We start from the raw sequence: 20,091 nt of genomic DNA, 5'->3' as shown, positions 1-20,091 counted from the left end.
CTGGGGAAAGGTGGGGACCTTTCGCCGGACGGCTCCCCCGGGCCGACGGCGCCGCACCGCATGCCCGCGCGCAGGCCGTCCCCGCGATCCACGCCATGCCCCACCCTGTTTCCCGGAACCCCTGAATGCAGAACGGCAAAGACCTCACCCTCCGCCTGATGATCGTCGATGACAGCGGCGAGAGCGCCGAGGGCATCGTCACCACCCTGCGCAACAGCGGCATCGCCGTGCGCCCCTCGCGCCCGCAAAGCACCGAAGACCTGGCGGCGATGCTGTCCGGGCAGATCGACCTGGTGCTGGCCTCGCACTCGCGCGAGCTGCCGCTGGGCGCCGTGCAGCAGGCGCTGGCGCGCAGCGGCAAGGACGTGCCGCTGGTGCTGCTGACCGACCGCATCGACGAAAACGAGTGGGTGGAGGCCGCCGCCCACGGCATCCGCGCCATCGCCTTGCGCCAGCGCCCGGAGCACCTGCTCGGCGTGGTGCGCGCGGAAGTGACCGACCTGCACGCGCGCCGCGGCCTGCGCCGGATCGAGGCGCAGATGCGCGAGACCGAGCGCCGCTGCGATGCGCTCATCGCCTCCTCGCGCGACCCGATCGCCTATGTGCACGAAGGCATGCACATCCGCGCCAACGACGCCTACCTGGAGATGTTCGGCTTCGAGTCGTTCGAGGACGTGGAAGGCATCTCCCTGCTCGACCTGATCGCCGCCCAGCACGTGGACGATTTCAAGCAGTTGCTGAAGTCGATGAGCAAGGGCGAGCCGCCGCCGCCGCAGTACAAGGTGGACGCGCGCAGCCTGGAAGGCGACACCTTCCCGGCGACGATGGAATTCGCCACCGCCACCTACGAAGGCGAGGCCTGCATCCAGGTGGTGTTCCGCCGCCGCGAGGAGTTCGACCCGGAGCTGGCGCGCGAGGTCGAGGACCTGCGGCAACGCGACCAGGTCACCGGCCTGCTCAACCGCCCCACCTTCATGGTGGCGCTGGAAGACGCGGTCAGCCAGGCCAGCCGCGGCGAGCCCCAGTCCGGCTTCCTGCTGGTGGAGCCGGACCACTACGCGCGCATCCTGGCCGACATCGGCCTGGATTCGGCCGATGCGCTGATCTCCGCGCTGGCCTCGCACCTGGCCGCGCACGTGGAAGCGGACATGCGCACGGCGCGCTTTGGCGAGAACAGCTTCGCGGTGCTGCTCACCGGCGACCACCACCGCACCAGTGCGCTGGCCGACAATATCCGCGCGGCGTTCGCGCAGCACGTCTTCAGCGTGGGCGAGCGCTCGGCCACGGTGACGGTGAGCATCGGCGGCGTGCAGATCGGCGAGAAGATCGCCAGCATCGGCCAGGTGCTGCAACGGGCCACCGAGGCGGTGCGCGCCGGCAGCGAGCTGGGCGGCAACGGGGTGCACATCTTCGACCCGGGCGAAGTGGACCGCGCCGAGGAAGAGCGCATCCAGCGCTGGATCGAGCACCTGCACGAGGCGCTGGTGGGCAACGGCTTCCTGCTGCACTTCCAGCCCGTGCTGCACCTGATGGGCGAGCCGATCGAGCTCTACCAGGGTTTCCTGCGCCTGGAGCGCAACGGCGAGCTGATCTCGCCGGCGACCTTCATGGCGATCGCCGAAGAGCACGCGATGATCGCCGACATCGACCGCTGGGTGATCCGCGAGGCGATCCGCACGCTGGCCGACCGGCAGCGCGCGGGCCATGCCACGCACCTGCTGGTACGCATCGGGCCGGCCGCGTATTCGGACCCGCGCACGGTGGCGCTGATTCGCCAGGAGTTGCAGGCGCACGGCGTGCCGGGCGAGCGGCTGTGGCTGCAGACGCCGGAATCGAAGGTGTTCACGCACCTGCGCAACGCGCAGCAGTTCCTCGCCGAAGTCGGCGCGCTGGGCTGCAAGCTGGGCCTGGAGCAGTTCGGATCGGGGCTGGATTCGTTCCAGCTGCTGTCGCACTTCCAGCCCTCGTTCCTGAAGCTGGACCGCGGGCTGACCGCCGATGCGGTACAGGGCAAGGAGAGCCAGGAGAAGATCCGCGAAATCACCGGGCGCGCGCAGCCGGAGGGCATCCTGACGCTGGTGGAGTTCGTGGGCGATGCGGCGTCGATGAGCCTGTTCTTCAACGCGGGCGTGGACTACGTGCAGGGCGATTTCATCGGACCGGCGGGGCCGGCGATGAATTACGAGTTCTGAGGGGTACAGCGGCCGGCCTGCCCGGCGGCTCGATGGATCCTCGCGGGGAAATGGGAGAACCGTGAGCAAAAAAAAGCCCGCCAATGGCGGGCTTTTTGATGGCGGCGGTGGCTCAGACCACCGTGGCGTTCGCCGTCTTCAACGCGGCGATGCGCTCGGTCAAGGGCGGGTGGCTCAGGAACAGCTTGCGCAGGCCCTGGCCGATGCCGCCGGAGATCCCGAAGGCCTCGACCTGCGCCGGCAACGTGCTCTGGCCGTGATTGAGCGACAGGCGCTCCAGCGCGGCGATCATCTTCTGGCGGCCCGCCAGCTGCGCGCCACCGGCGTCGGCACGGAATTCGCGGCGGCGCGAGAACCACATGGCGATCATCGTGGCGAACAGGCCGAAGATCAGCTCCAGCACCATCACGATGATGTAGTAGGCAAAGCCGCGGCGGCCGTCCTCGCGGTTGCCGGACAGGTAGCTGTCCACCACGCCGCCCACGATGCGCGCCAGCACGATCACGAACGTGTTCAACACGCCCTGCAGCAGCGCCATCGTCACCATGTCGCCGTTGGCGACGTGGCTCACCTCGTGGCCCAGCACGGCCTCGGCTTCGTCCTGGCTCATGTTCTGCAGCAGGCCGGTCGACACGGCGACCAGGGCGTTGTTGCGGTTCGCGCCGGTGGCGAAGGCGTTGATCTCCGGGCCGTCGTAGATGGCCACTTCCGGCATGCCGATGCCGGCCGCCTGCGCCTGGCGACGCACCGTTTCCACCAGCCAGCGCTCGGTCGGGGTGCGCGGCTCGGTGATCACCTGCGCACCGGTCGCGCGCTTGGCCATGAACTTGGACAGCAGCAACGAGATCAACGAACCGCCGAAGCCGAAGATCGCCGCCATCACCAGCAGCCCGCCCATGCTGGCCGAGTTGACGCCCAACAGCGACATCACGATGCCGGCAAGCACCAGCACGGCGAGGTTGGTCAACAGGAACAACGCGATTCGACTGAACATGGAAGCACCGGCTCCGCGGAACTTTGAGGGGAATGAACGGCACCAATCTGCGGGGCTGCCACCTTGAAATCAAGCGACAACCTGAAAGACGATTCAGCCTTCCATGCCTTCCTCCCTCTACCGCGGGCGCTTCGCCCCCTCGCCCACCGGCCCGTTGCATTACGGCTCGCTCTACGCGGCCTTCGGCAGCTGGCTGTTGGCCCGCCAGGCCGGCGGGGAGTGGCACGTGCGCGTGGAAGACATCGACCCGCCGCGCGAAGTGCCCGGCGCGGCGCAAGCCCAGTTGCGCAGCCTGCACGCCTATGGCCTGCACCCGGACGGCGAAGTGGTGTTCCAGAGCCTGCGCTACGCGCGCTACGCCGAGGCCCTGGCCGCGTTGCTCGAACGCGGCGCGGCCTTTCCCTGCACCTGCAGCCGCGCCGAGTTGGCGGCCGGGGGCGGCGTGCACCACCGCTGCCTGCACGCACCGGACGACCGCCCCCCGGCCTACCGGTTGCGCGTCGCCGCGCCCTGCACGGTGGGCTTCGACGACGGCCTGCAGGGGCACATTGCGCAGGAGGTGTACGCCGAGGTCGGCGACTTCGTGCTCAAGCGCGCCGATGGCTACTGGGCGTACCAGCTGGCGGTGGTGGTGGACGATGCCGACCAGGGCATCACCGACGTCGTGCGCGGTGCCGACCTGCTCGATTCCACCCCGCGCCAGATCCTGCTGCAGCGCGCGCTCGGGCTGCCGACGCCGCGCTACCTGCACCTGCCGCTGATCACCGACGCGCAAGGGCGCAAGCTTTCCAAGTCCGAGGCGGCGCGGCCGCTGGACGATGCCGATCCGCAGCCCGCGCTGCGCGCGGCCTGGGCCGACCTGGGCCAGGACCCGCGCCGCCTGCCCGCCGCTGGCACGCGCGATGCGCTGCTGGCCGCGGCAGTGGGCGGCTTCGCGCCGGCACGCCTGCCGCGCCACCGGCCGGCGGGCGGCGATTGAGCGGCGGGCACGCCGGCGCGTCCTTGTCTAGAATCCGGACATTCCCGTCCTGTTCGGAGCATCCATGACATCCCGCGTCGCACTGGTCACCGGCGGCACCGGCGGCATCGGTACCGCCATCTGCAAGCGCCTGGCCGACCAGGGCCACCGGGTGGCGACCAACTACCGCAACGAGGAAAAGGCCCGCGCCTGGCAACAGCGCATGCAGGCCGCAGGCTATGACATCGCGCTGTTCAAGGGCGATGTGGCCTCGCCCGAACATGCCACCGCGCTCGTTCGCGACGTGGAGGCCGCACTGGGGCCGGTGGAAATCCTGGTCAACAACGCGGGCATCACCCGCGACACCACCTTCCACCGCATGAGCGCCGAGCAGTGGCACGAGGTGATCAACACCAACCTCAACTCGGTGTTCAATGTCACCCGCCCGGTGATCGAGGGCATGCGCAAGCGCGGCTGGGGCCGGGTCATCCAGATCAGCTCGATCAACGGCCTCAAGGGCCAGTACGGCCAGGCCAACTACGCCGCCGCCAAGGCCGGCATGCACGGCTTCACCATCTCGCTGGCACGCGAGAACGCGGCCTTCGGCATCACCGTCAACACGGTCTCGCCCGGCTATGTCGCCACCGACATGGTGATGGCGGTGCCGGAGGAAGTACGCGCCAAGATCGTGGCCGACATCCCGACCGGCCGGCTCGGCAAGCCGGAGGAAATTGCCTATGCCGTGGCGTTCCTGGTGGCCGAGGAAGCGGCCTGGATCACCGGCTCGAACCTGGACATCAACGGCGGCCACCACATGGGCTGGTGAGCCGCGCGGGCGCCCGGCGGCGCGCGCCATGCTGCACGGTTCATCCGCAGCATGAAAAACCGCGCAAGCTCATGCTGCGCAACATTTTTTCGCCTCTGGGCGCCGCCACCCCTGACTTCCGGCGGTTGCAAGCACTGTTGCACTGCGCCATCCTGCGCACATACCGGACCGAGTGACTGCTTTCATGGCTGCACTTCGCATCATCAAGAAGTATCCCAACCGCCGTCTCTACGACACCGAGATTTCCAGCTACATCACCATCGAGGATGTGCGCCAGCTCATCATCGACGGCGAGGATTTCGAAGTCCGCGATGCCAAGAGCGGCGAAGACCTCACCCGCTCGGTCCTGCTGCAGATCATCGCCGACCAGGAATCGGACGGCGAACCGATGCTGTCCACCCAGCTGCTCAGCCAGATCATCCGTTTCTACGGGGATTCGCTGCAGGGCTTCATGGGCAACTACCTTGAACGCAGCATGCAGGTATTCCTGGAACAGCAGCAGCAATTCCGCCAGCAGATGGGCAACCTGCTCGGCCAGACGCCGTGGGCGATGATGAACCAGCTCACCGAGCGCAACCTGGAGCTGTGGCAGGAATTCCAGCGCAATTTCGGCGCCGGTTTCGGCCGGGGCCCGTCGGGCGGCACCGGCACGGGCGGCACTGGCACGGGCACGGGGAATCCCGCTTCCGGTCCCACCGCGGCGGCCGGCGGCAGCAAGACGCGCCGCTGAGGCGCATCGCCGCGCCGGTTGCAGGCGCGGCTTCGACCGTCACGCGCCGCTGCCGCGGCCGTTATCGCCCTGGCCGCCCCCCGGGGCGCGGCCGCATCGGCACTTACCAGGTGGACTGCGCGGCGACCCGTTCGACCCGGTAGCCGCGCGCGCGCAGCTTCTCCACCACGCCATCCTCGCCCAGCAGGTGCAAGGTTCCCACCACCACCAGCGTGGTGCCCTGCCCCGGTTGCAGGTAAGCGTCCAGCTTCGGCACCCAGCGGTCGTTGCGCTCGACGTTGATGTTGCGATACAGGGCCGGGTACTGACGCTTCATGTCCAGCGCCATCTCCGACCACAGGCGCTTGGCGTCGCCGGCGCGCCACGCATCGTGCAACGCACGCGTCTGCTGGTTGCCTTCGCGCGCATCGTCCAGCGCCTCGGCCAGCATCTGCCGCTGCTCTTCCAGCGACATGCCGTCCAGCAGCGCGATCTGCTCGGCGGCGGTCTCCAGGCCGGCGGTCGGCTTGCCGGCGCGCGCGGCCTCGCGCATGAAGTGCTGGTCCAGCCCCAGCGAGGGGTCCAGCCCCTGCGCGGCCATCTCCGACAGGCTCACGTTGAGACCGACGAACCACACCTCGAAATTGGTCAACGCCTCGATCGCCATGCCGTGCGCGCTGGCGTAGTCCTGCAACGCCGCCCACTGCGCCGGCGAGAGGTCCTCGCGCAGGCTGCGGCCGTCGGTGCGGGTGGCGGCCTGCAGCATCTGCGCGGCCAGCGCCGGCGACTGCACCTGCTCGGCGGGCAACTCGAACACCACGCGCCTGGCCTGCGAGAAGGCCGCGTCCACGGCCGGGGCCAGCGGGTAGTCGTCGGGCTTGAGCAGGTGGAAGGAGCCGAGCAAGTACAGCGTCGTGCCGTCCCGCGCACTGACCTTCCACAGCAGCGGCGTCGGCGGCGCCTGGCCCGCCGCGCCCGCTTGCGGGACCGACAGCGCAGCGCCGACCAGCAGCAGGCCCAGCAACGAAGCGCAACCCCAGCGCAGCCAACGCATCTTCATCGATCAATCCGGGTGGTGATAGGTCTTCTCGCCGGCTTCCACCAGCAGGTCCATGCGGTTTTCCGGCGGCGGCAGCGGGCACGTGGCGAAATCGGTGAACGCGCACGGCGGGTTGTAGGCGCGGTTGAAGTCGACCACCACGTGGCCCTGCGCGTCCGGCGCGCCCACTTCGAGGAAGCGGCCGGCCGCATAACTGCCGTGGCCGCTGGTGCGGTCGGCGAACACCACGAACAGGTCGCGGCCCGGCTCGCCGATGGCCTCCAGGCGGTAGGTCTGGCCGTTGCGCTCGAACTCGATCACCCCGGCGTTCGGTTGGTCGGTGACCAGCCCGGTGATGTCCACCACCGGCAGCGTGTGGCCGACATCGTGCGGCACGAAGCGCGCCTGGATGCGCCAGGCGGGATCGGCCGGCCAGTAGTCCAGCCCGCGGAAACCGGTATGGGTCGGCGCATCGGCATGGCGCACGCGCAGGGCGCGCCGGTTGCCGCGCTGGATCAGCGACACCTGGCCCTTGCCTTCGTCGAAGCCGATGACCGTCGGCGCTTCGTCATGGTCGCTGAAAAAGCGCACCTTGCCGGTCAGCGGCTTGCCGTCCACGGTCAGCGGCACGCCCTTCTCCGGCACGAACCACACCTGGTCCCCGACCACCTGGACCATGCCCATCTTCTCCGGCCCCACCGCCAGGCGGATGCCGCTGGTACTGCCGCTGCCGATGTAGTGCGCCTTCAGCTCCAGCCAGTGCAGGCCGACCAACGTAGTCCAGCCATCGGGCTTGCGCAGCTCGGCCAGGCGCTCGTCGCGCCAGACCTGGTTGTCGGCCAGGAACTGCGGATCGCCCGCCACCGCCTTCGCCTGCGCCTGGCGTTGCGGTGCATCGCCGTCGCCCCCACAGCCGGCCAGCCACGCCAAGGCGAGCAGCCAGCCCCACTTCCCCCTGTTGCCAACACTCATCAACGCCCCCGTAAGAACCAACGATCGATTTCCGCCAGCGAGAAGCGCGCCCAGGTCGGGCGGCCGTGATTGCATTGCCCCGAACGTTCGGTGGCTTCCATGTCGCGCAGCAGGGCGTTCATTTCCGGCACTGTCAGCCGGCGGTTCGCGCGCACCGCGCCATGGCAGGCCATGGTCGAAAGCAGTTCGTCGCGCGCACCGGCGACGCGCCGCGTCTGCCCATGCTCGCGCAGATCCGAGAGTACATCGCGCAGCAGCGCTTCGGGCTCGGCCTGCGCCAGCAGCGCCGGAATGCTGCGCACATGCAGCGATTGCAGGCCGGCGCGGGTGATCTCGAACCCCAGCGCGGCCAGCGTGTCGGCCTCGCGCTCGGCCACGTCGGCCTCGCGCTCGCCGACCATCAGGGTGATCGGCACCAGCAGCGGTTGCGCATGCAGGCCGATGCCGTCGTGCGCGTTCTTCAGCCGCTCGTAGCCGATGCGCTCGTGCGCGGCATGCATGTCCACCACGATCAGGCCCTCGGCGTTCTCGGCCAGGATGTAGATGCCGTGCAACTGCGCGATGGCGTAGCCCAACGGAGGTACGCCGGCGTCGGCCGAGGTCTGCGGCAGGCCGGCGGCGTCCATCGGCATCGCCGGCCACGAGGCATCCGGCTCGCGGCGCGCTGCCGCGCCGCCGGCGCCGTACAGCGCCGCATACGCGCCGGGCGCCTCGTCCACGCGCAGGCCCAGCGGCGATTGCGCCGGCCGCCAGTCGCGAAAACCACCCTCGCCGCCGGCCAGCGCCATGGCCTCAGCCGGCGGGGTGCCGCCGGGCGCCAGCGTGGACATCGTCGCCGGCTGCGTCGCCGCCGCGCCGGCGCGCGTGTGCGCGAGCGCTTCCTGCAGCGTGCGATAGACGAAATCGTGGATCAGCCGCGAATCGCGGAAGCGCACCTCGTGCTTGGCCGGGTGCACGTTGACGTCCACGCGCGTGGGGTCCAGCTCCAGGAACAGCACGTAGGCCGGCTGGCGGCCGTGGTAGAGCACGTCGCCGTAGGCCATCTTCACCGCGTGCGCCACGCTGCGGTCGCGCACCGAGCGGCCGTTGACGTACAGGTACTGCTGGTCGGCGCTGGCACGCGAGTAGTGCGGCTGGGAAATCCAGCCGTGCAGGCGCAGGCCGGCGCCGCTATGGTCCACGCGCAGCGATTGGCGGGCGAAATCCTCGCCGAGCGTCTCGCCCAGCCGCGCGTCCGAATACAGGTCGCCGGGGCGGTAGCGCCGCGACGGCTTGCCGTTGTGCGACACGCGCAGCTCGATATCCGGCCGCGCCAGCGCCAGCGAACGCAGCCATTCCTCGATATGGCCCAGCTCGGTGCGCTCGGCGCGCAGGAACTTGCGCCGGGCCGGCACGTTGTAGAACAGCTCGCGCACCTCCACCGTGGTGCCCGGCGCGTGCGCGCGCGGCTGCACGTCGCCCACGCGCCCGCCATCGACCTGCAGCGCCGAGCCGTGCTCGTCCTGCGGGCGGCGCGAGACCAGGGTGAAGCGGCTGACCGAGGCGATCGACGGCAAGGCCTCGCCGCGGAAGCCCAGCGTGGCCACCGCTTCCAGGTCGTCGAGCGAGGCGATCTTGCTGGTGGCGTGCCGCGAGACCGCCAGCGGCAGTTCTTCCGGCGCGATGCCGCCGCCGTCGTCGCGGATGCGGATCAGCCGCACGCCGCCTTCCTCCAGGTCGATATCCACGCGGCGCGCGCCGGCGTCGATGGCGTTCTCCACCAGTTCCTTGACCACCGAGGCGGGCCGCTCGACCACCTCGCCGGCGGCGATCTGGTTGACGAGGATGTCCGGCAACTGGCGGATCGTCATGGCGTCCACCGGGCGGATTGGCGTGGGAAAAGGAGCTGCGGGGCGATCAGGGGCACGGCGTTCGGCGCCGCGGGGCGCCGTCTTCATCGAGACAGCGCAGATGATAGCCGAGCTTCAGCGGCTGCCGCCGGCCACGGTGCCTGCCGCGGCTTCCATCTCGGCCTGCGCGCGCGCCGCGTACAACGTGCCCGGCGGCGGCTGGCGGGTAAAGAAGGTATTGACGCCCTCCAGCACCGCACCGGCCAGCTTGCGCTGGTAGGAGGGGTCGGTGAGGCGACGCTCTTCGTCCGGGTTGGAGATGAAGGCGGTCTCCACCAGCATCGCCGGCATGTCCGACGTGCGCAGCACGGCGAAGTTCGCCCGCTCCAGCGAAGGCTTGTGGTTGTTGCCGATGTCCTTGAGCCCGCTCAGCACGTGGCCGGCGGCATCCTCGGACGCCTTCATGTGGCCGCTCTGCGCCAGGTCGAGCAGCACGTTGGCCAGGGTGTTCTCGGTCTGCTGCAGGCGCACGCCGCCGACCAGGTCGGCCGCGTTTTCCTTGTCCGCCAGCCAGCGGGCGCGCTGCGAGGAGGCGCCCTTGGTCGACAGCACGTACACCGACGAGCCGCTGGCGCTGCGGTTTTCCGCGGCGTCCGCGTGGATGGAGATGAAGATGTCCGCGCCGGCCGCGCGCGCCTTCTTGGCGCGCATCGGCAGCGGGATGAACACGTCGGTGTCGCGGGTGAGATAGGCCTTCAGGCCCGGCGTGGCGTTGACCTGCCGTGCCAGCTCGCGCGCCACCGCCAGGGTGACGTCCTTCTCGCGCTTGCCGGTCGGGCCGATGGCGCCCGGATCCTGGCCGCCATGGCCGGGGTCGATGGCGACCACCAGCGGGCGCATGCCCGCCTTCATCTTGATGCGCGAGGCATCGCTGGGCATCACCGGGCGCGGCGGTTCGGCGGCGTTCTCGCCCGGCGAGAGCGCGGCGCTGGCGGCGATTGCGGTGGCCGGCGCGGCCACCACGGGCGTGGCGGCAGCAGGCGTGGCGGCGGCGGCGCCCACCACGGCCACCGGCACCGCGGCGCCATTGAGGATCGCCTGCGGCGAAGTGTTGGGCGCGCTGGCGACCGGCGGCACCTGCGCGGCACCGGCCACCACGACGCGCGGATACGCCAGCGGCGCGGCGGCCGCGGGGTTGGCCGCGGCAGGCTGCGCCGGCACGGGCTCGGGCGTCGGGCCGTTCGCCTTCTGCACCACGGCGGCGGTCAAGGCGGCGGTGGCGCGCGCGGCGTCGTCGCGGGCCTGCGCGCTCGGCGCCGGCGCGGCGGCCGGAGGCGTGCTGGGAGACGGCGCGGCCGAGGGCGCGGCGGCCACGGCCGGCGTGGCCGGGGCCGGGGCGCTGGCGGCGTACTCGCCCGGCCACTCGATGACCAGGCGTGCATCGCCGTTGCCCTTGTCCAGCTGCGGCTTGAACGCGCTGACCTGGTTGGCGAGATCGAACACCACGCGGAATGTGCCCGGCTCCGGCTGGCCGGTGCGCACGGCGGTCACCACGCCGGCGGCGGCGGGCAGCTTGAGGCCGCGCACCGCGCTGGAATCGGGGAAATCGACCACCAGCCGGTTCGGGCCGGCGAGCGAGAGGGTCTTGTAGCCGCCGGCGCCGGCGAGCTTGATCTCCGCACGCGTGCCGGTGCTGCCGGCGCTGAGCGAGACGGCCTGGATTTCGCCCGCGAAGGCATGTGCGCAGGCGGCCAGGCCGAGGGCGCTGACCAGCAGACGGACCACCAGGGGACGTATCGCCGAGGACATGGCATGGATTCAATCACCGCCCTCGCCAGAATGCAATAGCTTTTTCCCTTAATAATCCGCCACCTGGGCGACTTTCCTGCTAACCCCCGGCAGGAAGCCCCTGTAACTCCCCCTTGGCCGACAGCCGGGCCAGCCACGCCTGCCCGGTCGCGCTGAGCGCGGTCAGGACGTAGTGCCGCCCTTGACCCTGCACCGCCAGCGCCACCCGCAGGTCGGCGGGCGGCAAGGCGCCTTCGCCGCGCTCGGGCCATTCCACCAGCCACAGGCGCACGTCGCCTTCGTCCAGGCCCAGGAAGTCGAGTTCCTCGGCGTGGCCGATGCGGTACAGGTCCAGGTGCCACGCTTCGCCTTCGTCGAGCGGGTAGCGCTCGATCAGCGTGTAGGTCGGGCTGCGGATCGCACCCTGCACGCCGAGCGCGCGCAGCAGCGCGCGCGCCAGCGTCGATTTGCCCGCGCCCAGGTCGCCGCGCAGCTGCACCAGCGCCTGCGCCGGCCGCGTGCGCGCCAGCGCCTGGCCCAGCCGTTCGGTCGCTTCCGCATCCGCCAGCGCGCCCTCAAGCTTCATTCCCGTCTCCCGCATTGGCCAGGCGCCGCAGCGCCGGCAACAGATCCGTCGGCAACAGGCCACGCTCGCCGCCCAGCGCGGCGTCGTCGGCCGCGGCCGAATGCATCAGCGCGCCCAGCGTGGCCGCCTCGAAGGCGTCGTGCCCCTGCGCGCGCAGCGCGGCGATCACGCCGGTGAGCAGGTCGCCCATGCCGCCGACCGCCATGCCGGGGTTGCCCGCGTCGATCATGCGCGGCGTGCGCCCGGGCGCCGACACCACCGTGCCCGCCCCCTTCATCGCCACCACCGCATCGAAATTCGCCGCCAGCGATTCGGCCGCGGCCAGCCGGTCGCGCTGCACCTGTGCGTTGGAGAGCCCGAGCAGGCGCGCGGCCTCCCCCGGATGCGGGGTCAGCACGACATCGGGCCCCAGCCGGCGCGGCGCGGCGGCGAGCAGGTTGAGGGCATCGGCGTCGATCACTTTCGCGCCGGGCGCGTCCATCGCCATCTGCCACAGCGCGCGTGCCCAATCGTCCTGGCCCAGGCCCGGCCCGATCGCCACCACGTCGGCCTGCCGCAGCAGCGGCGGCAACGCCTCGCCGTCTTCGACCGCGCGCGCCATCACCTCCGGGCAGCGCGCCAGCAGCGGCGCGACGTGGCGCGCGCGCGTGGCCACGCCGACCAACCCCGCGCCGCTGCGCAACGCCGCCTCGGCGCCCAGCATGATCGCCCCGCCGCTGCCTTCGTTGCCGCCGATGCACAGCACGCGGCCGGATTCGCCCTTGTGCGTGTTGCGCCGGCGCGGGCGCAGCGTCGCGCCCAGTGCCGCGGGCGCCCAGGATTCCGCGCGCGGCGGCAAGGCAGCGATGACCGATGCCGGCACGTCGAGCGTCGCCAGCACGCGCTCGCCGACGTGCTCCAGCGCATCGCCGGTGTGCAGGCCCAGGTGGGCGACGATGAATTGCAGCGTCAGCGCCGCGCGCACGGCCACGCCAGGGCGCGCGCCATGCTCGGCATCCACGCCGCTGGGCACGTCCAGCGCCAGCACCGGCACGCCGCTGCGGTTGATCGCCGCAATCAACGCGGCGTCCTCGTGTTCCGGCGCACGATTCAGGCCGATGCCGAACAGTGCGTCGACGATGACGTCCTCGCCGTCGAGCGCGCACGGGAACAGGTCGATGCGGCCGCCGCGGGCGAGGTAGTCGGTGCAGGCGCGCTGGGCCAGCTCGGACACCGGCCCGCCGCCCTCGGCGTGCACCACGCGCACCTGGCGCCCGGCCAGTTGCGCCAGGCGCGCCAGCACGTAGCCATCGCCGCCGTTGTTGCCGGTGCCGCACACCACCGCGATGCGCCGCGCCTGGGGCCAGCGCTGCTGCAGCAGCTCCCACGCGGCCAGGCCGGCGCGCTGCATCAGCACATACGGGTCGCCGCCCAGCAGTTGCGTGGCCTGCGCATCGATCATGCGCGCCGAGGCGGTGTCATGGAGCAGGAGGGGGGCGTACATGGCCGGGATTCTATACTTGCCGCCATGTCCGCCGTTCCCGCCCCTGCCCTGGCGCCCGCCGCGCTTGCCGCGTTGGCCGCGCGCGTGCGCGCCCTCGCGCGCGAGAGCGGCTTCCAGCGCTGCGGCATCAGCGGCATCGACCTGGGCGAAGACGAGCGGCACCTGCGCGACTGGCTCGCCGAAGGCCTGTACGGCACGATGCACTGGATGGCGCAGCACGGCAGCAAGCGCGCGCGCCCGGCCGAGCTGGTGCCCGGCACGCTGCGGGTGATCTCGGTGGGCATGGACTACGGCCGCCGCGACGACGAGCAGGCCTGGGCCACGCTGGACGATGGCGAGCGCGCCTACGTCGCGCGCTACGCGCTGGGCCGCGACTACCACAAGCTGATGCGCCACCGCCTGCAGAAGCTGGCCGAGCGGCTGCAGGCCGAAGTCGGCCCGTTCGGCCACCGCGTGTTCGTCGATTCGGCGCCGGTGCTGGAGCGCGCGCTGGCGCGCAATGCCGGCCTGGGCTGGATCGGCAAGCACACCTGCCTGATCGACAAGCAGGGCGGCTCGTGGTTCTTCCTGGGCGAGATTTACATCGACCTGCCGTTGCCGGTGGATGCGCCGGCCAGCGCGCATTGCGGCACCTGCGTGCGCTGCATCGACATCTGCCCGACCGGGGCGATCGTCGCCCCACAGCGGCTGGACGCGCGGCGCTGCATTTCCTACCTCACCATCGAACACGACGGGCCGATTCCGGAAGAATTCCGCAAGCCCATCGGCAACCGCATCTACGGCTGCGACGACTGCCAGCTGGTGTGCCCCTGGAACAAGTTCGCCCAGCGCACGGACGAGGCGGATTTCCGCGCGCGCAACGCGCTGGATACCGCCACGCTGCCGGAGCTGTTCGCGTGGGACGAGGAAGAGTTCCTGCGGCGCACCGAAGGCAGCCCGATCCGCCGCAGCGGGCACGAGCGCTGGTTGCGCAACATCGCCGTGGCGCTGGGCAACGCGCCCACCACGCCGCAGGTGCTGGCGGCGCTGGCATCGCGCCGCGCGCATCCCTCGGCCCTGGTGCGCGAACACGTGGACTGGGCGCTGGCGCAGCACGCGAGCGCCCAGGCACCCGCCGGTCCCGCCCCGTAGGAGCGGCTTTACCGCCTGATCGGCGATAATCCCCGCATGCCTGCCCGCGAAGACGAGATCCTCACCCCCAGCCAGCTCAACACCCTGGCGCGCGACCTGCTCGAAGGCAGTTTTCCGCAGGTCTGGGTGGAAGGCGAACTCGGCAACGTCACCCGGCCTTCCTCCGGCCACCTCTACTTCACCTTGAAGGACGCGCGCGCCCAGGTGCGCTGCGCGATGTTCCGGCCCAAGAGCCAGTGGCTGAAGTTCCAGCCGCGCGAAGGCCTGCGCGTGCTCGCGCGCGGCCGGCTCACGCTGTACGAAGCGCGCGGCGACTACCAGATGGTGCTCGAACACCTGGAGGAAGCCGGCGAAGGCGCGCTGCGTCGCGCCTTCGAGGAACTGCGCGCGCGCCTGGCCGCCGAAGGCCTGTTCGACGCCGCGCGCAAGCGCGAACTGCCCGCGCACGTGCGCCGCCTGGCGGTCATCACCTCGCCCAGCGGCGCGGCGGTGCGCGACGTGCTCAGCGTGCTGGCGCGGCGCTTTCCGCTGCTGGAGGTCGACCTGCTGCCCTCGCTGGTGCAGGGCGATAGCGCGGCCGCGCAGATCGCCTCGCTGCTGCGCGCGGCCGACGCCTCCGGCCGCTACGACGTCATCCTCGTCACCCGGGGCGGCGGTTCGCTGGAAGACCTGTGGGCGTTCAACGACGAACAGCTCGCGCGCACCATCGCCGGCTCGGCCACGCCGGTGGTCTCAGCGGTGGGCCATGAGACCGACTTCACCCTGGCCGACTTCGCCGCCGACCTGCGCGCGCCCACCCCCTCGGTGGCCGCCGAACTGCTGGTGCCGGACCAACGCGAGCTGGCCACCCGCCTGCGCCGCGCCGCCACGCAACTGCTGGGCGCGCAGCGCCACGGCCTGCACCAGCGCATGCAGCGCGCCGACCGCGCCGGCCTGCGGCTGGATGCGCAATCGCCCCGCGCGCGGCTGCAACTGTTGCACCGCCGGCAGGAAGACGCCGCGCGCCATCTGGCCGCCCAGATGCGCGGCCGGCTGGACCGCCTGCAGGCGCGCCTGCGCCACGCACATGCGCAACTGCGCGCGCACGCGCCCGCGCGGCAACTCGCCACGCTGCGCCAGCGCCTGGGCGCCTTGCGCCTGCAACCCCCGATGGCCGCGCGGCTGCGCCATGACACCTTGCGCCTGCAATCGCTGGCGCGTTCGCTCGAAGCGGTGAGCCCGCTGGCCACCGTGGCGCGCGGCTACGCCATCGTCAGCCATGCCGACGGGCGCGTAGTGCGCTCGGCCAGCGAGGTCGCACCGGGCGAGCGCCTGGACGCGCGCGTGGCGGACGGCATCATCGCCGTGCGCGTGGAAGCACGCGAAGACTGAGCGCGGCGTTTAGCGCCGCGCCGCCACCGCGGCCGCCGGTGCCGCCGGCGCGTGTGCCCAGCCCGCCAGCACGATGCCGGCCAGCTTCACCGGGTCATGGTCGAAGTGGTGCCCGCCCGGCCGCGCGACCACCGCCACGCCGTGCGGGGCCAGCGACGGGCACAGCGTGTCCTTTTCCTGCTCGCCATGAATGCACTGCACGCGCGCGGTATCCATTCGCAGCAGCGCCGGCAGGATCGGCACCTGCTTGGACTGGCCCCAGCCCAGCCATCCGCCGACGCGCACCTGGAAATCGGCGCCGTGCGCCAGGCCGAGCAGCGAGACGAAGCGCACCTGCGCGCGCTGCGCCGGCGGCAGGCGGTCGTAGGCGAAGGGCATCACATCGGCGCCGAAGGAATAGCCGACCAGCGCGATGTCGTCGGCGTGCCAGCGCGCGCCGTAGGTCGCCATCACGCGCGCCAGGTCGTCGGCGACCTGCTGCGGCGATTTCTCCTTCCAGAAGTAACGCAGGCTGTTCCAGCCCACCACCGAGACGCCCTGGCGGTTGAGTTCGGCGCTGATGCCCTTGTCCAGCTCGCGCCACCCGCCATCGCCGGAGATCACGATCGCCAGGCGGTGGCTGCCGGGCACCGGCATCTCGACCAGTGGCAGGCCCGCCACGCCGGGGTCGCCGGCCGGCGCGAAACGCGTCTTGACGGCAGTAGCCAACCCCGCCGCATCGACCGACGCAGGCACCTGTGCCCACGCCCCCTGTCCGGCCACCGGCGCCTGACGCCCGCATGTCAACCCACTATCGGAAGCACCGCCTACCGCGACGGCCCCGGCAAGCACATCCGGCGCGGCGCCGGCCAGCGCCTGCCGGACCAGATCGGCGCCGGCGCCATCGCCCACCAGCAGCGGCGGCAGGAACACGTCGCTGTGGTCCTTGCGCAGCAAGCGCTTGCCCAGCCGCTCGGCATCGTCGGCCAGCGTGGCGCAGTCCAAGGTGCCTTCGCGCAGATGCCCCAGATAGCGTCCGGTGTCGATCACCGCGACCAGCGCGCCGTCGGCGGCGAGCTGGCGGGCGGCGGCCCGGGCGCGCGCTGGCTGCGCGGGATCGGGAAAGACTTCGACCAGCGCGCGGGGCGCGCCGGCCGGGCGCAGGATGTCCGGTTGGCCGTAGCGGCCGCCGATGGCGCCGTGCCCGTGGCGGGCGATGGCGATGCCGCTGCCGACGAGCAGCGCGGCAGCCAGCCCTGCCATGGCGATCCTGCGCAAAAGCGTCATAAGTCGGCAGCCTCAAGAGTCCGCCCGCTTCGACCCGGCATGAAGATGGCGGTTCCTGGCACGTCGCGCCGGCTTTCGCCACGGTTAAGCCGGCGCCGTCACCGCGTGCCGCTCACTGCAACGGCGGCCCTTCCGGGCAGAACCGCTGGCGGTATTCCAGCGCCTTGGGCATCAGCGCCTGCAGGTTCTGGATCCGCGTGCCGGGGTCCGGATGGGTGGAGCTGAATTCCGGCGGCGACTGCCCGCCGCTGTTCTGCTCCATGCGCTCCCACAGCGGGATCGCCGCGCGCGGGTCGTAGCAGGCGGCCGCGGCCAGCATCAGCCCGACCTCGTCGGCCTGCGTTTCGTGGCCGCGTGCGTACGGCAGCAAGTAGCCGTACCCCATGGCGGCCATCACCATCTGCTGTTGCTGCATGTCCATGCCGCTGGCCGCGCCGGCCATCTGGCCGATCTGGGTGAGCTTCTGCTGCGCCATGCGCTGGGCGCCGTGGCGCAGCAGGGCGTGGGCGATCTCGTGGCCCATCACCACCGCCATCGCATCGGCGTTCTGCGCCACCGGGAACAGGCCGGTGTAGACCGCCATCTTGCCGCCGGGCAGGCAGAACGCATTGGCCTGGTCGGACGGGATGACGTTGACGTCCCAGTCGAAGCCGCGCGAGATGTGGTTGGGTTGCATGCCGTGTTCGGCGGCCAGCGCGGTCTCCACCGGGTCGACCTTGGCGATCAGCCGCTGCGCGATCGCGCGCACCTGCTGCGAGGCCTGCGCGTTGGGGTCCAGCGGGCGCTCCTGGGACAGGATCTCCTGGTAGGCCTGCAGGCCCATCGCCTTCTCGTCCTCCACGCCGAGCGAGCTGTCGATCAGCACCTTCTCGCCGGTGTACGGGTCTTCGCTGCGGTTGGAGAACCAGTAATAGGCCGCATAGCCGGCGAAGGCGATCAGCACCCACCACCGCACGTTGCCGAACAGGCCGGGACGGCGCCCCGCGCGGGCCTGCCCGCGGTCACCGCCGAACGGGTCGTTGCGCATTTCCTCATCCTTTTCCGGCCGATGCCGGGATCACCAGGGCAATGAACTCATATTCCGCGGACCAGGCGGAAGCCGATCCTGGCACTGGTCGTGTCCGAGTCCTGTGACAGCCGCCAGGCCGCGCGGGTCTGCTGTGGCGAGTTGGCCCAGCTCCCGCCGCGGATCACCCGCTGCCGGCAGCCGGGGTTGTACCAGGCCGCGCCATCGGCCGGCGCGCGGCGGTAGCTGGCGTGCCAGCAGTCGGCCACCCATTCGCTGAGGTTGCCCCCCATGTCGTACAGCCCCCAGGCATTGGCGCGGAAGCTGGCCGCCGGCGCCGGCCCCCAGAAGCCATCGCCATAGCCGACGAAGGCGTTGTTCCAGTGGCGCCCGCTGGGCGAGACGTCGTTGCCGCCGGTGAAGTTGCCCGAGCCTTCCGGGGGCGTGCCCGCATCGCCCCAGGGGTAGCGCCCCTGACTGCCGGCGCGCAGGGCGTATTCGAACTCGGCCTCGGTGGGCAGGCGGTAATGCCGCCCGGTCTGCTCGGAAAGCCACTTGGCGTAGGCCTCGGCGTCGCGCACGCTCACGTGCATCACCGGGCTGTTGGGCGCGGCGCGCGCGCCGTTGTAGTCGGACTGCCAATCCACCCCGCTGCGGCGGGCGAAGTTGCCGCTGCGCTCGTCGTAGACGATGGAATGCCCGCGCCGGGTCGCCCGCGGCCGCGCGTTGGCCGCTTCCACGAACTGTCGGAACTCGCCCACCGTCACTTCGGTGATCGACATCGCGAAGCCGCGCGCGAAGCGCACGTAGTGCGACGGGCGCTCGTTGTCCGAGGCACCGGGTTCGCTGTCGCCAGCGCCCATGCGGAACGCGCCGTGCGGCACCACGATCATCTGCGGCCCGCGTCCCCCCGCCTGCATCGCGTCGGTGAACACCTGGCGCGGGCGGAAGCTGCCGTAGTGCGTGGCCAGTTCGATCCGCTCGCGCAGCGAGGCGGCCACCGCATCGCCCGGCGCGGCGATGCGCAATACCTCGGCCAGCTTCTCGCCGGCCGGCTTGAGGCCCGCCGGGGTATTGAGGTCGCGCAGGGCGGCGTCGTGCAGGGCCCCGACGCGCGCGTGGCGCGCCGCTTCCACGCGTTCGCGCGCATCGTCCACGCTCGGCGCGCGCTCGCGCACCTGGGCCGCCGCCGCCAGCCAGCGCGTGGCGGCGTCGAAATCGTAGGCGGCCGCGGCGGCTTCGGCACGGGCGATCAGCGCGCTCTCCGCTGCCGCCAGGCCTTGGCGTGCGCGGGCGTTGTCCGGATCGAGCTTGAGCGCCTCGCGGAAGTTGCCGATCGCGCCGTTGCCTTCCTCGCCGATGCGGTCGTTGCGCAGGTCATCCTCGCCGGCGCGGTTGAAGCCGAGCAATCGCTGCGCCTTTTCCACCTCCGCCTGGAAGGCGCGCGTACCCGCCTCGTCGGGCGCGAGCGTCAGCGCGACGATGGCCATCGTGCGCGCGCGCTCCAGCGCATCGCCCTGCTCCTCGGTGCGTGCCAGCAGCGCCTGCCCATCCTGCAGCAGCCGGCGCTGCGCGCGTTGCAGCCCCTGCCGCGCGAGGCGGTCGGAAGGCGTGCGCTGCAGCAGCGCCAGGTACAGCGGAATGGCCGCGTCGGGCTGTTCGAACAGGCGGTCTTCTTCCAGGGCGCGCGCGGCGCGTTGGCGCACGCTGGCCGCGCGCTCTTCGCCCAGGTCCACCGGCGGCGGCTGCCAGCGCTGCACGGTGTCCGCACCGGCCTCGCCCACGGTGACCCGCGGGGACGCGGGCGCCGGCGCCGCGGCCTGGGGCGCGGACGCCGGCGGGATGGCCGGCGGCGCGGACGTAGGTGCGCACGCGGCCAGACCCACTGCCGCCAGCATCGCCATCGTCACGCCGAGCCTGCCCATCGTTGCGTCCGTCTCC

16 protein-coding genes are annotated in these 20,091 nt (G+C 71.5%); 6 read left to right on the top strand and 10 right to left on the bottom strand.

Translation table 11 applies throughout. From position 1 onward, the window contains the following. Nucleotides 1-125 precede the first annotated feature (125 nt). Nucleotides 126-2,192 (top strand): EAL domain-containing protein, encoded by a 2,067-nt coding sequence (locus P6166_RS12800; protein ID WP_277764844.1) that lies wholly within the window; start codon nt 126-128, stop codon nt 2,190-2,192. Between the two features lie 112 nt (nt 2,193-2,304). Here P6166_RS12800 and htpX read toward each other — a convergent pair whose 3' ends face one another. Continuing rightward, the gene (htpX, locus tag P6166_RS12795; protein ID WP_277764843.1) at nt 2,305-3,186 is read right to left on the bottom strand and encodes a protease HtpX; all 882 of its coding nucleotides are present in this window, start codon (nt 3,184-3,186) and stop codon (nt 2,305-2,307) included. Between the two features lie 103 nt (nt 3,187-3,289). Between htpX and gluQRS the strand changes: the two genes are divergently transcribed. The 3 genes from gluQRS to phaR all read left to right on the top strand — a co-directional run bounded on the left by gluQRS (nt 3,290) and on the right by phaR (nt 5,700). After that, the gene (gene gluQRS, locus P6166_RS12790; RefSeq protein ID WP_277764842.1) at nt 3,290-4,165 is read left to right on the top strand and encodes a tRNA glutamyl-Q(34) synthetase GluQRS; all 876 of its coding nucleotides are present in this window, start codon (nt 3,290-3,292) and stop codon (nt 4,163-4,165) included. A 64-nt stretch (nt 4,166-4,229) separates the two neighbouring features. Continuing rightward, nucleotides 4,230-4,970, top strand: a complete 741-nt coding sequence (locus P6166_RS12785) for a beta-ketoacyl-ACP reductase (RefSeq protein ID WP_277764841.1) — start codon at nt 4,230-4,232, stop codon at nt 4,968-4,970. Between the two features lie 184 nt (nt 4,971-5,154). Continuing rightward, the gene (gene phaR / locus P6166_RS12780; protein ID WP_277764840.1) at nt 5,155-5,700 is read left to right on the top strand and encodes a polyhydroxyalkanoate synthesis repressor PhaR; all 546 of its coding nucleotides are present in this window, start codon (nt 5,155-5,157) and stop codon (nt 5,698-5,700) included. A gap of 103 nt (nt 5,701-5,803) precedes the next feature. Here phaR and P6166_RS12775 read toward each other — a convergent pair whose 3' ends face one another. From P6166_RS12775 to P6166_RS12750, 6 genes are all read right to left on the bottom strand, one after another. Continuing rightward, a complete protein-coding gene (locus tag P6166_RS12775; RefSeq protein ID WP_277764839.1) occupies nt 5,804-6,739 on the bottom strand; it encodes a TraB/GumN family protein in 936 nt (311 codons plus the stop codon). Nucleotides 6,740-6,742: 3 nt separating this feature from the next. Beyond that, on the bottom strand, nt 6,743-7,690 hold the full coding sequence (locus P6166_RS12770; RefSeq protein WP_277764838.1) for a DUF1684 domain-containing protein: 948 nt from the start codon (nt 7,688-7,690) through the stop codon (nt 6,743-6,745). Next, nucleotides 7,690-9,540: a DNA mismatch repair endonuclease MutL gene (gene mutL, locus P6166_RS12765; RefSeq protein ID WP_277764837.1), complete on the bottom strand. Its 1,851-nt coding sequence runs from the start codon at nt 9,538-9,540 to the stop codon at nt 7,690-7,692. The genes P6166_RS12770 and mutL overlap by 1 nt, the downstream gene beginning before the upstream one ends. Nucleotides 9,541-9,654: 114 nt before the next feature. After that, a complete protein-coding gene (locus P6166_RS12760; RefSeq protein ID WP_277764836.1) occupies nt 9,655-11,328 on the bottom strand; it encodes an N-acetylmuramoyl-L-alanine amidase in 1,674 nt (557 codons plus the stop codon). Nucleotides 11,329-11,407: 79 nt separating this feature from the next. Then, a complete protein-coding gene (gene tsaE, locus P6166_RS12755; RefSeq protein ID WP_277764835.1) occupies nt 11,408-11,893 on the bottom strand; it encodes a tRNA (adenosine(37)-N6)-threonylcarbamoyltransferase complex ATPase subunit type 1 TsaE in 486 nt (161 codons plus the stop codon). Continuing rightward, nucleotides 11,883-13,376: an NAD(P)H-hydrate dehydratase gene (locus P6166_RS12750; RefSeq protein WP_277764834.1), complete on the bottom strand. Its 1,494-nt coding sequence runs from the start codon at nt 13,374-13,376 to the stop codon at nt 11,883-11,885. Before P6166_RS12750 ends, tsaE begins: the two co-directional genes overlap by 11 nt. A 24-nt stretch (nt 13,377-13,400) precedes the next feature. On the opposite strand from P6166_RS12750, the gene queG reads away from it, so the two are divergent. Both queG and xseA read left to right on the top strand, forming a co-directional pair. Next, complete coding sequence (gene queG, locus P6166_RS12745) at nt 13,401-14,507, top strand: tRNA epoxyqueuosine(34) reductase QueG (RefSeq protein ID WP_277764833.1); 1,107 nt, start codon at nt 13,401-13,403, stop codon at nt 14,505-14,507. Between the two features lie 36 nt (nt 14,508-14,543). Beyond that, nucleotides 14,544-15,878 carry an exodeoxyribonuclease VII large subunit gene (xseA, locus tag P6166_RS12740; protein WP_277764832.1) on the top strand — a complete coding sequence of 445 codons (1,335 nt, stop codon included), beginning with the start codon at nt 14,544-14,546 and terminating at the stop codon, nt 15,876-15,878. Between the two features lie 9 nt (nt 15,879-15,887). Here xseA and P6166_RS12735 read toward each other — a convergent pair whose 3' ends face one another. From P6166_RS12735 to P6166_RS12725, 3 genes are all read right to left on the bottom strand, one after another. Next, complete coding sequence (locus P6166_RS12735; RefSeq protein WP_277764831.1) at nt 15,888-17,120, bottom strand: AcvB/VirJ family lysyl-phosphatidylglycerol hydrolase; 1,233 nt, start codon at nt 17,118-17,120, stop codon at nt 15,888-15,890. Nucleotides 17,121-17,256: 136 nt separating this feature from the next. After that, nucleotides 17,257-18,171: a M48 family metallopeptidase gene (locus tag P6166_RS12730; protein WP_277764830.1), complete on the bottom strand. Its 915-nt coding sequence runs from the start codon at nt 18,169-18,171 to the stop codon at nt 17,257-17,259. A gap of 47 nt (nt 18,172-18,218) precedes the next feature. Next, a complete protein-coding gene (locus P6166_RS12725; protein WP_277764829.1) occupies nt 18,219-20,075 on the bottom strand; it encodes a formylglycine-generating enzyme family protein in 1,857 nt (618 codons plus the stop codon). Nucleotides 20,076-20,091 lie beyond the last annotated feature (16 nt).

Source organism: Stenotrophomonas sp. HITSZ_GD, assembly GCF_029543105.1.
Taxonomy (GTDB): Bacteria; Pseudomonadota; Gammaproteobacteria; order Xanthomonadales; family Xanthomonadaceae; genus Stenotrophomonas_A.
This window is presented reverse-complemented; position numbering and strand designations above follow the sequence as displayed.

Bases quoted from the DNA above. Each gene is read 5' to 3' on its own strand.
- P6166_RS12800 (WP_277764844.1), top strand. From the start codon at position 126: ATGCAGAACGGCAAAGACCTCACCCTCCGCCTGATGATCGTCGATGAC.
- htpX (WP_277764843.1), bottom strand. From the start codon at position 3,186: ATGTTCAGTCGAATCGCGTTGTTCCTGTTGACCAACCTCGCCGTGCTG.
- gluQRS (WP_277764842.1), top strand. From the start codon at position 3,290: ATGCCTTCCTCCCTCTACCGCGGGCGCTTCGCCCCCTCGCCCACCGGC.
- P6166_RS12785 (WP_277764841.1), top strand. From the start codon at position 4,230: ATGACATCCCGCGTCGCACTGGTCACCGGCGGCACCGGCGGCATCGGT.
- phaR (WP_277764840.1), top strand. From the start codon at position 5,155: ATGGCTGCACTTCGCATCATCAAGAAGTATCCCAACCGCCGTCTCTAC.
- P6166_RS12775 (WP_277764839.1), bottom strand. From the start codon at position 6,739: ATGAAGATGCGTTGGCTGCGCTGGGGTTGCGCTTCGTTGCTGGGCCTG.
- P6166_RS12770 (WP_277764838.1), bottom strand. From the start codon at position 7,690: ATGAGTGTTGGCAACAGGGGGAAGTGGGGCTGGCTGCTCGCCTTGGCG.
- mutL (WP_277764837.1), bottom strand. From the start codon at position 9,540: ATGACGATCCGCCAGTTGCCGGACATCCTCGTCAACCAGATCGCCGCC.
- P6166_RS12760 (WP_277764836.1), bottom strand. From the start codon at position 11,328: ATGTCCTCGGCGATACGTCCCCTGGTGGTCCGTCTGCTGGTCAGCGCC.
- tsaE (WP_277764835.1), bottom strand. From the start codon at position 11,893: ATGAAGCTTGAGGGCGCGCTGGCGGATGCGGAAGCGACCGAACGGCTG.
- P6166_RS12750 (WP_277764834.1), bottom strand. From the start codon at position 13,376: ATGTACGCCCCCCTCCTGCTCCATGACACCGCCTCGGCGCGCATGATC.
- queG (WP_277764833.1), top strand. From the start codon at position 13,401: ATGTCCGCCGTTCCCGCCCCTGCCCTGGCGCCCGCCGCGCTTGCCGCG.
- xseA (WP_277764832.1), top strand. From the start codon at position 14,544: ATGCCTGCCCGCGAAGACGAGATCCTCACCCCCAGCCAGCTCAACACC.
- P6166_RS12735 (WP_277764831.1), bottom strand. From the start codon at position 17,120: ATGGCAGGGCTGGCTGCCGCGCTGCTCGTCGGCAGCGGCATCGCCATC.
- P6166_RS12730 (WP_277764830.1), bottom strand. From the start codon at position 18,171: ATGCGCAACGACCCGTTCGGCGGTGACCGCGGGCAGGCCCGCGCGGGG.
- P6166_RS12725 (WP_277764829.1), bottom strand. From the start codon at position 20,075: ATGGGCAGGCTCGGCGTGACGATGGCGATGCTGGCGGCAGTGGGTCTG.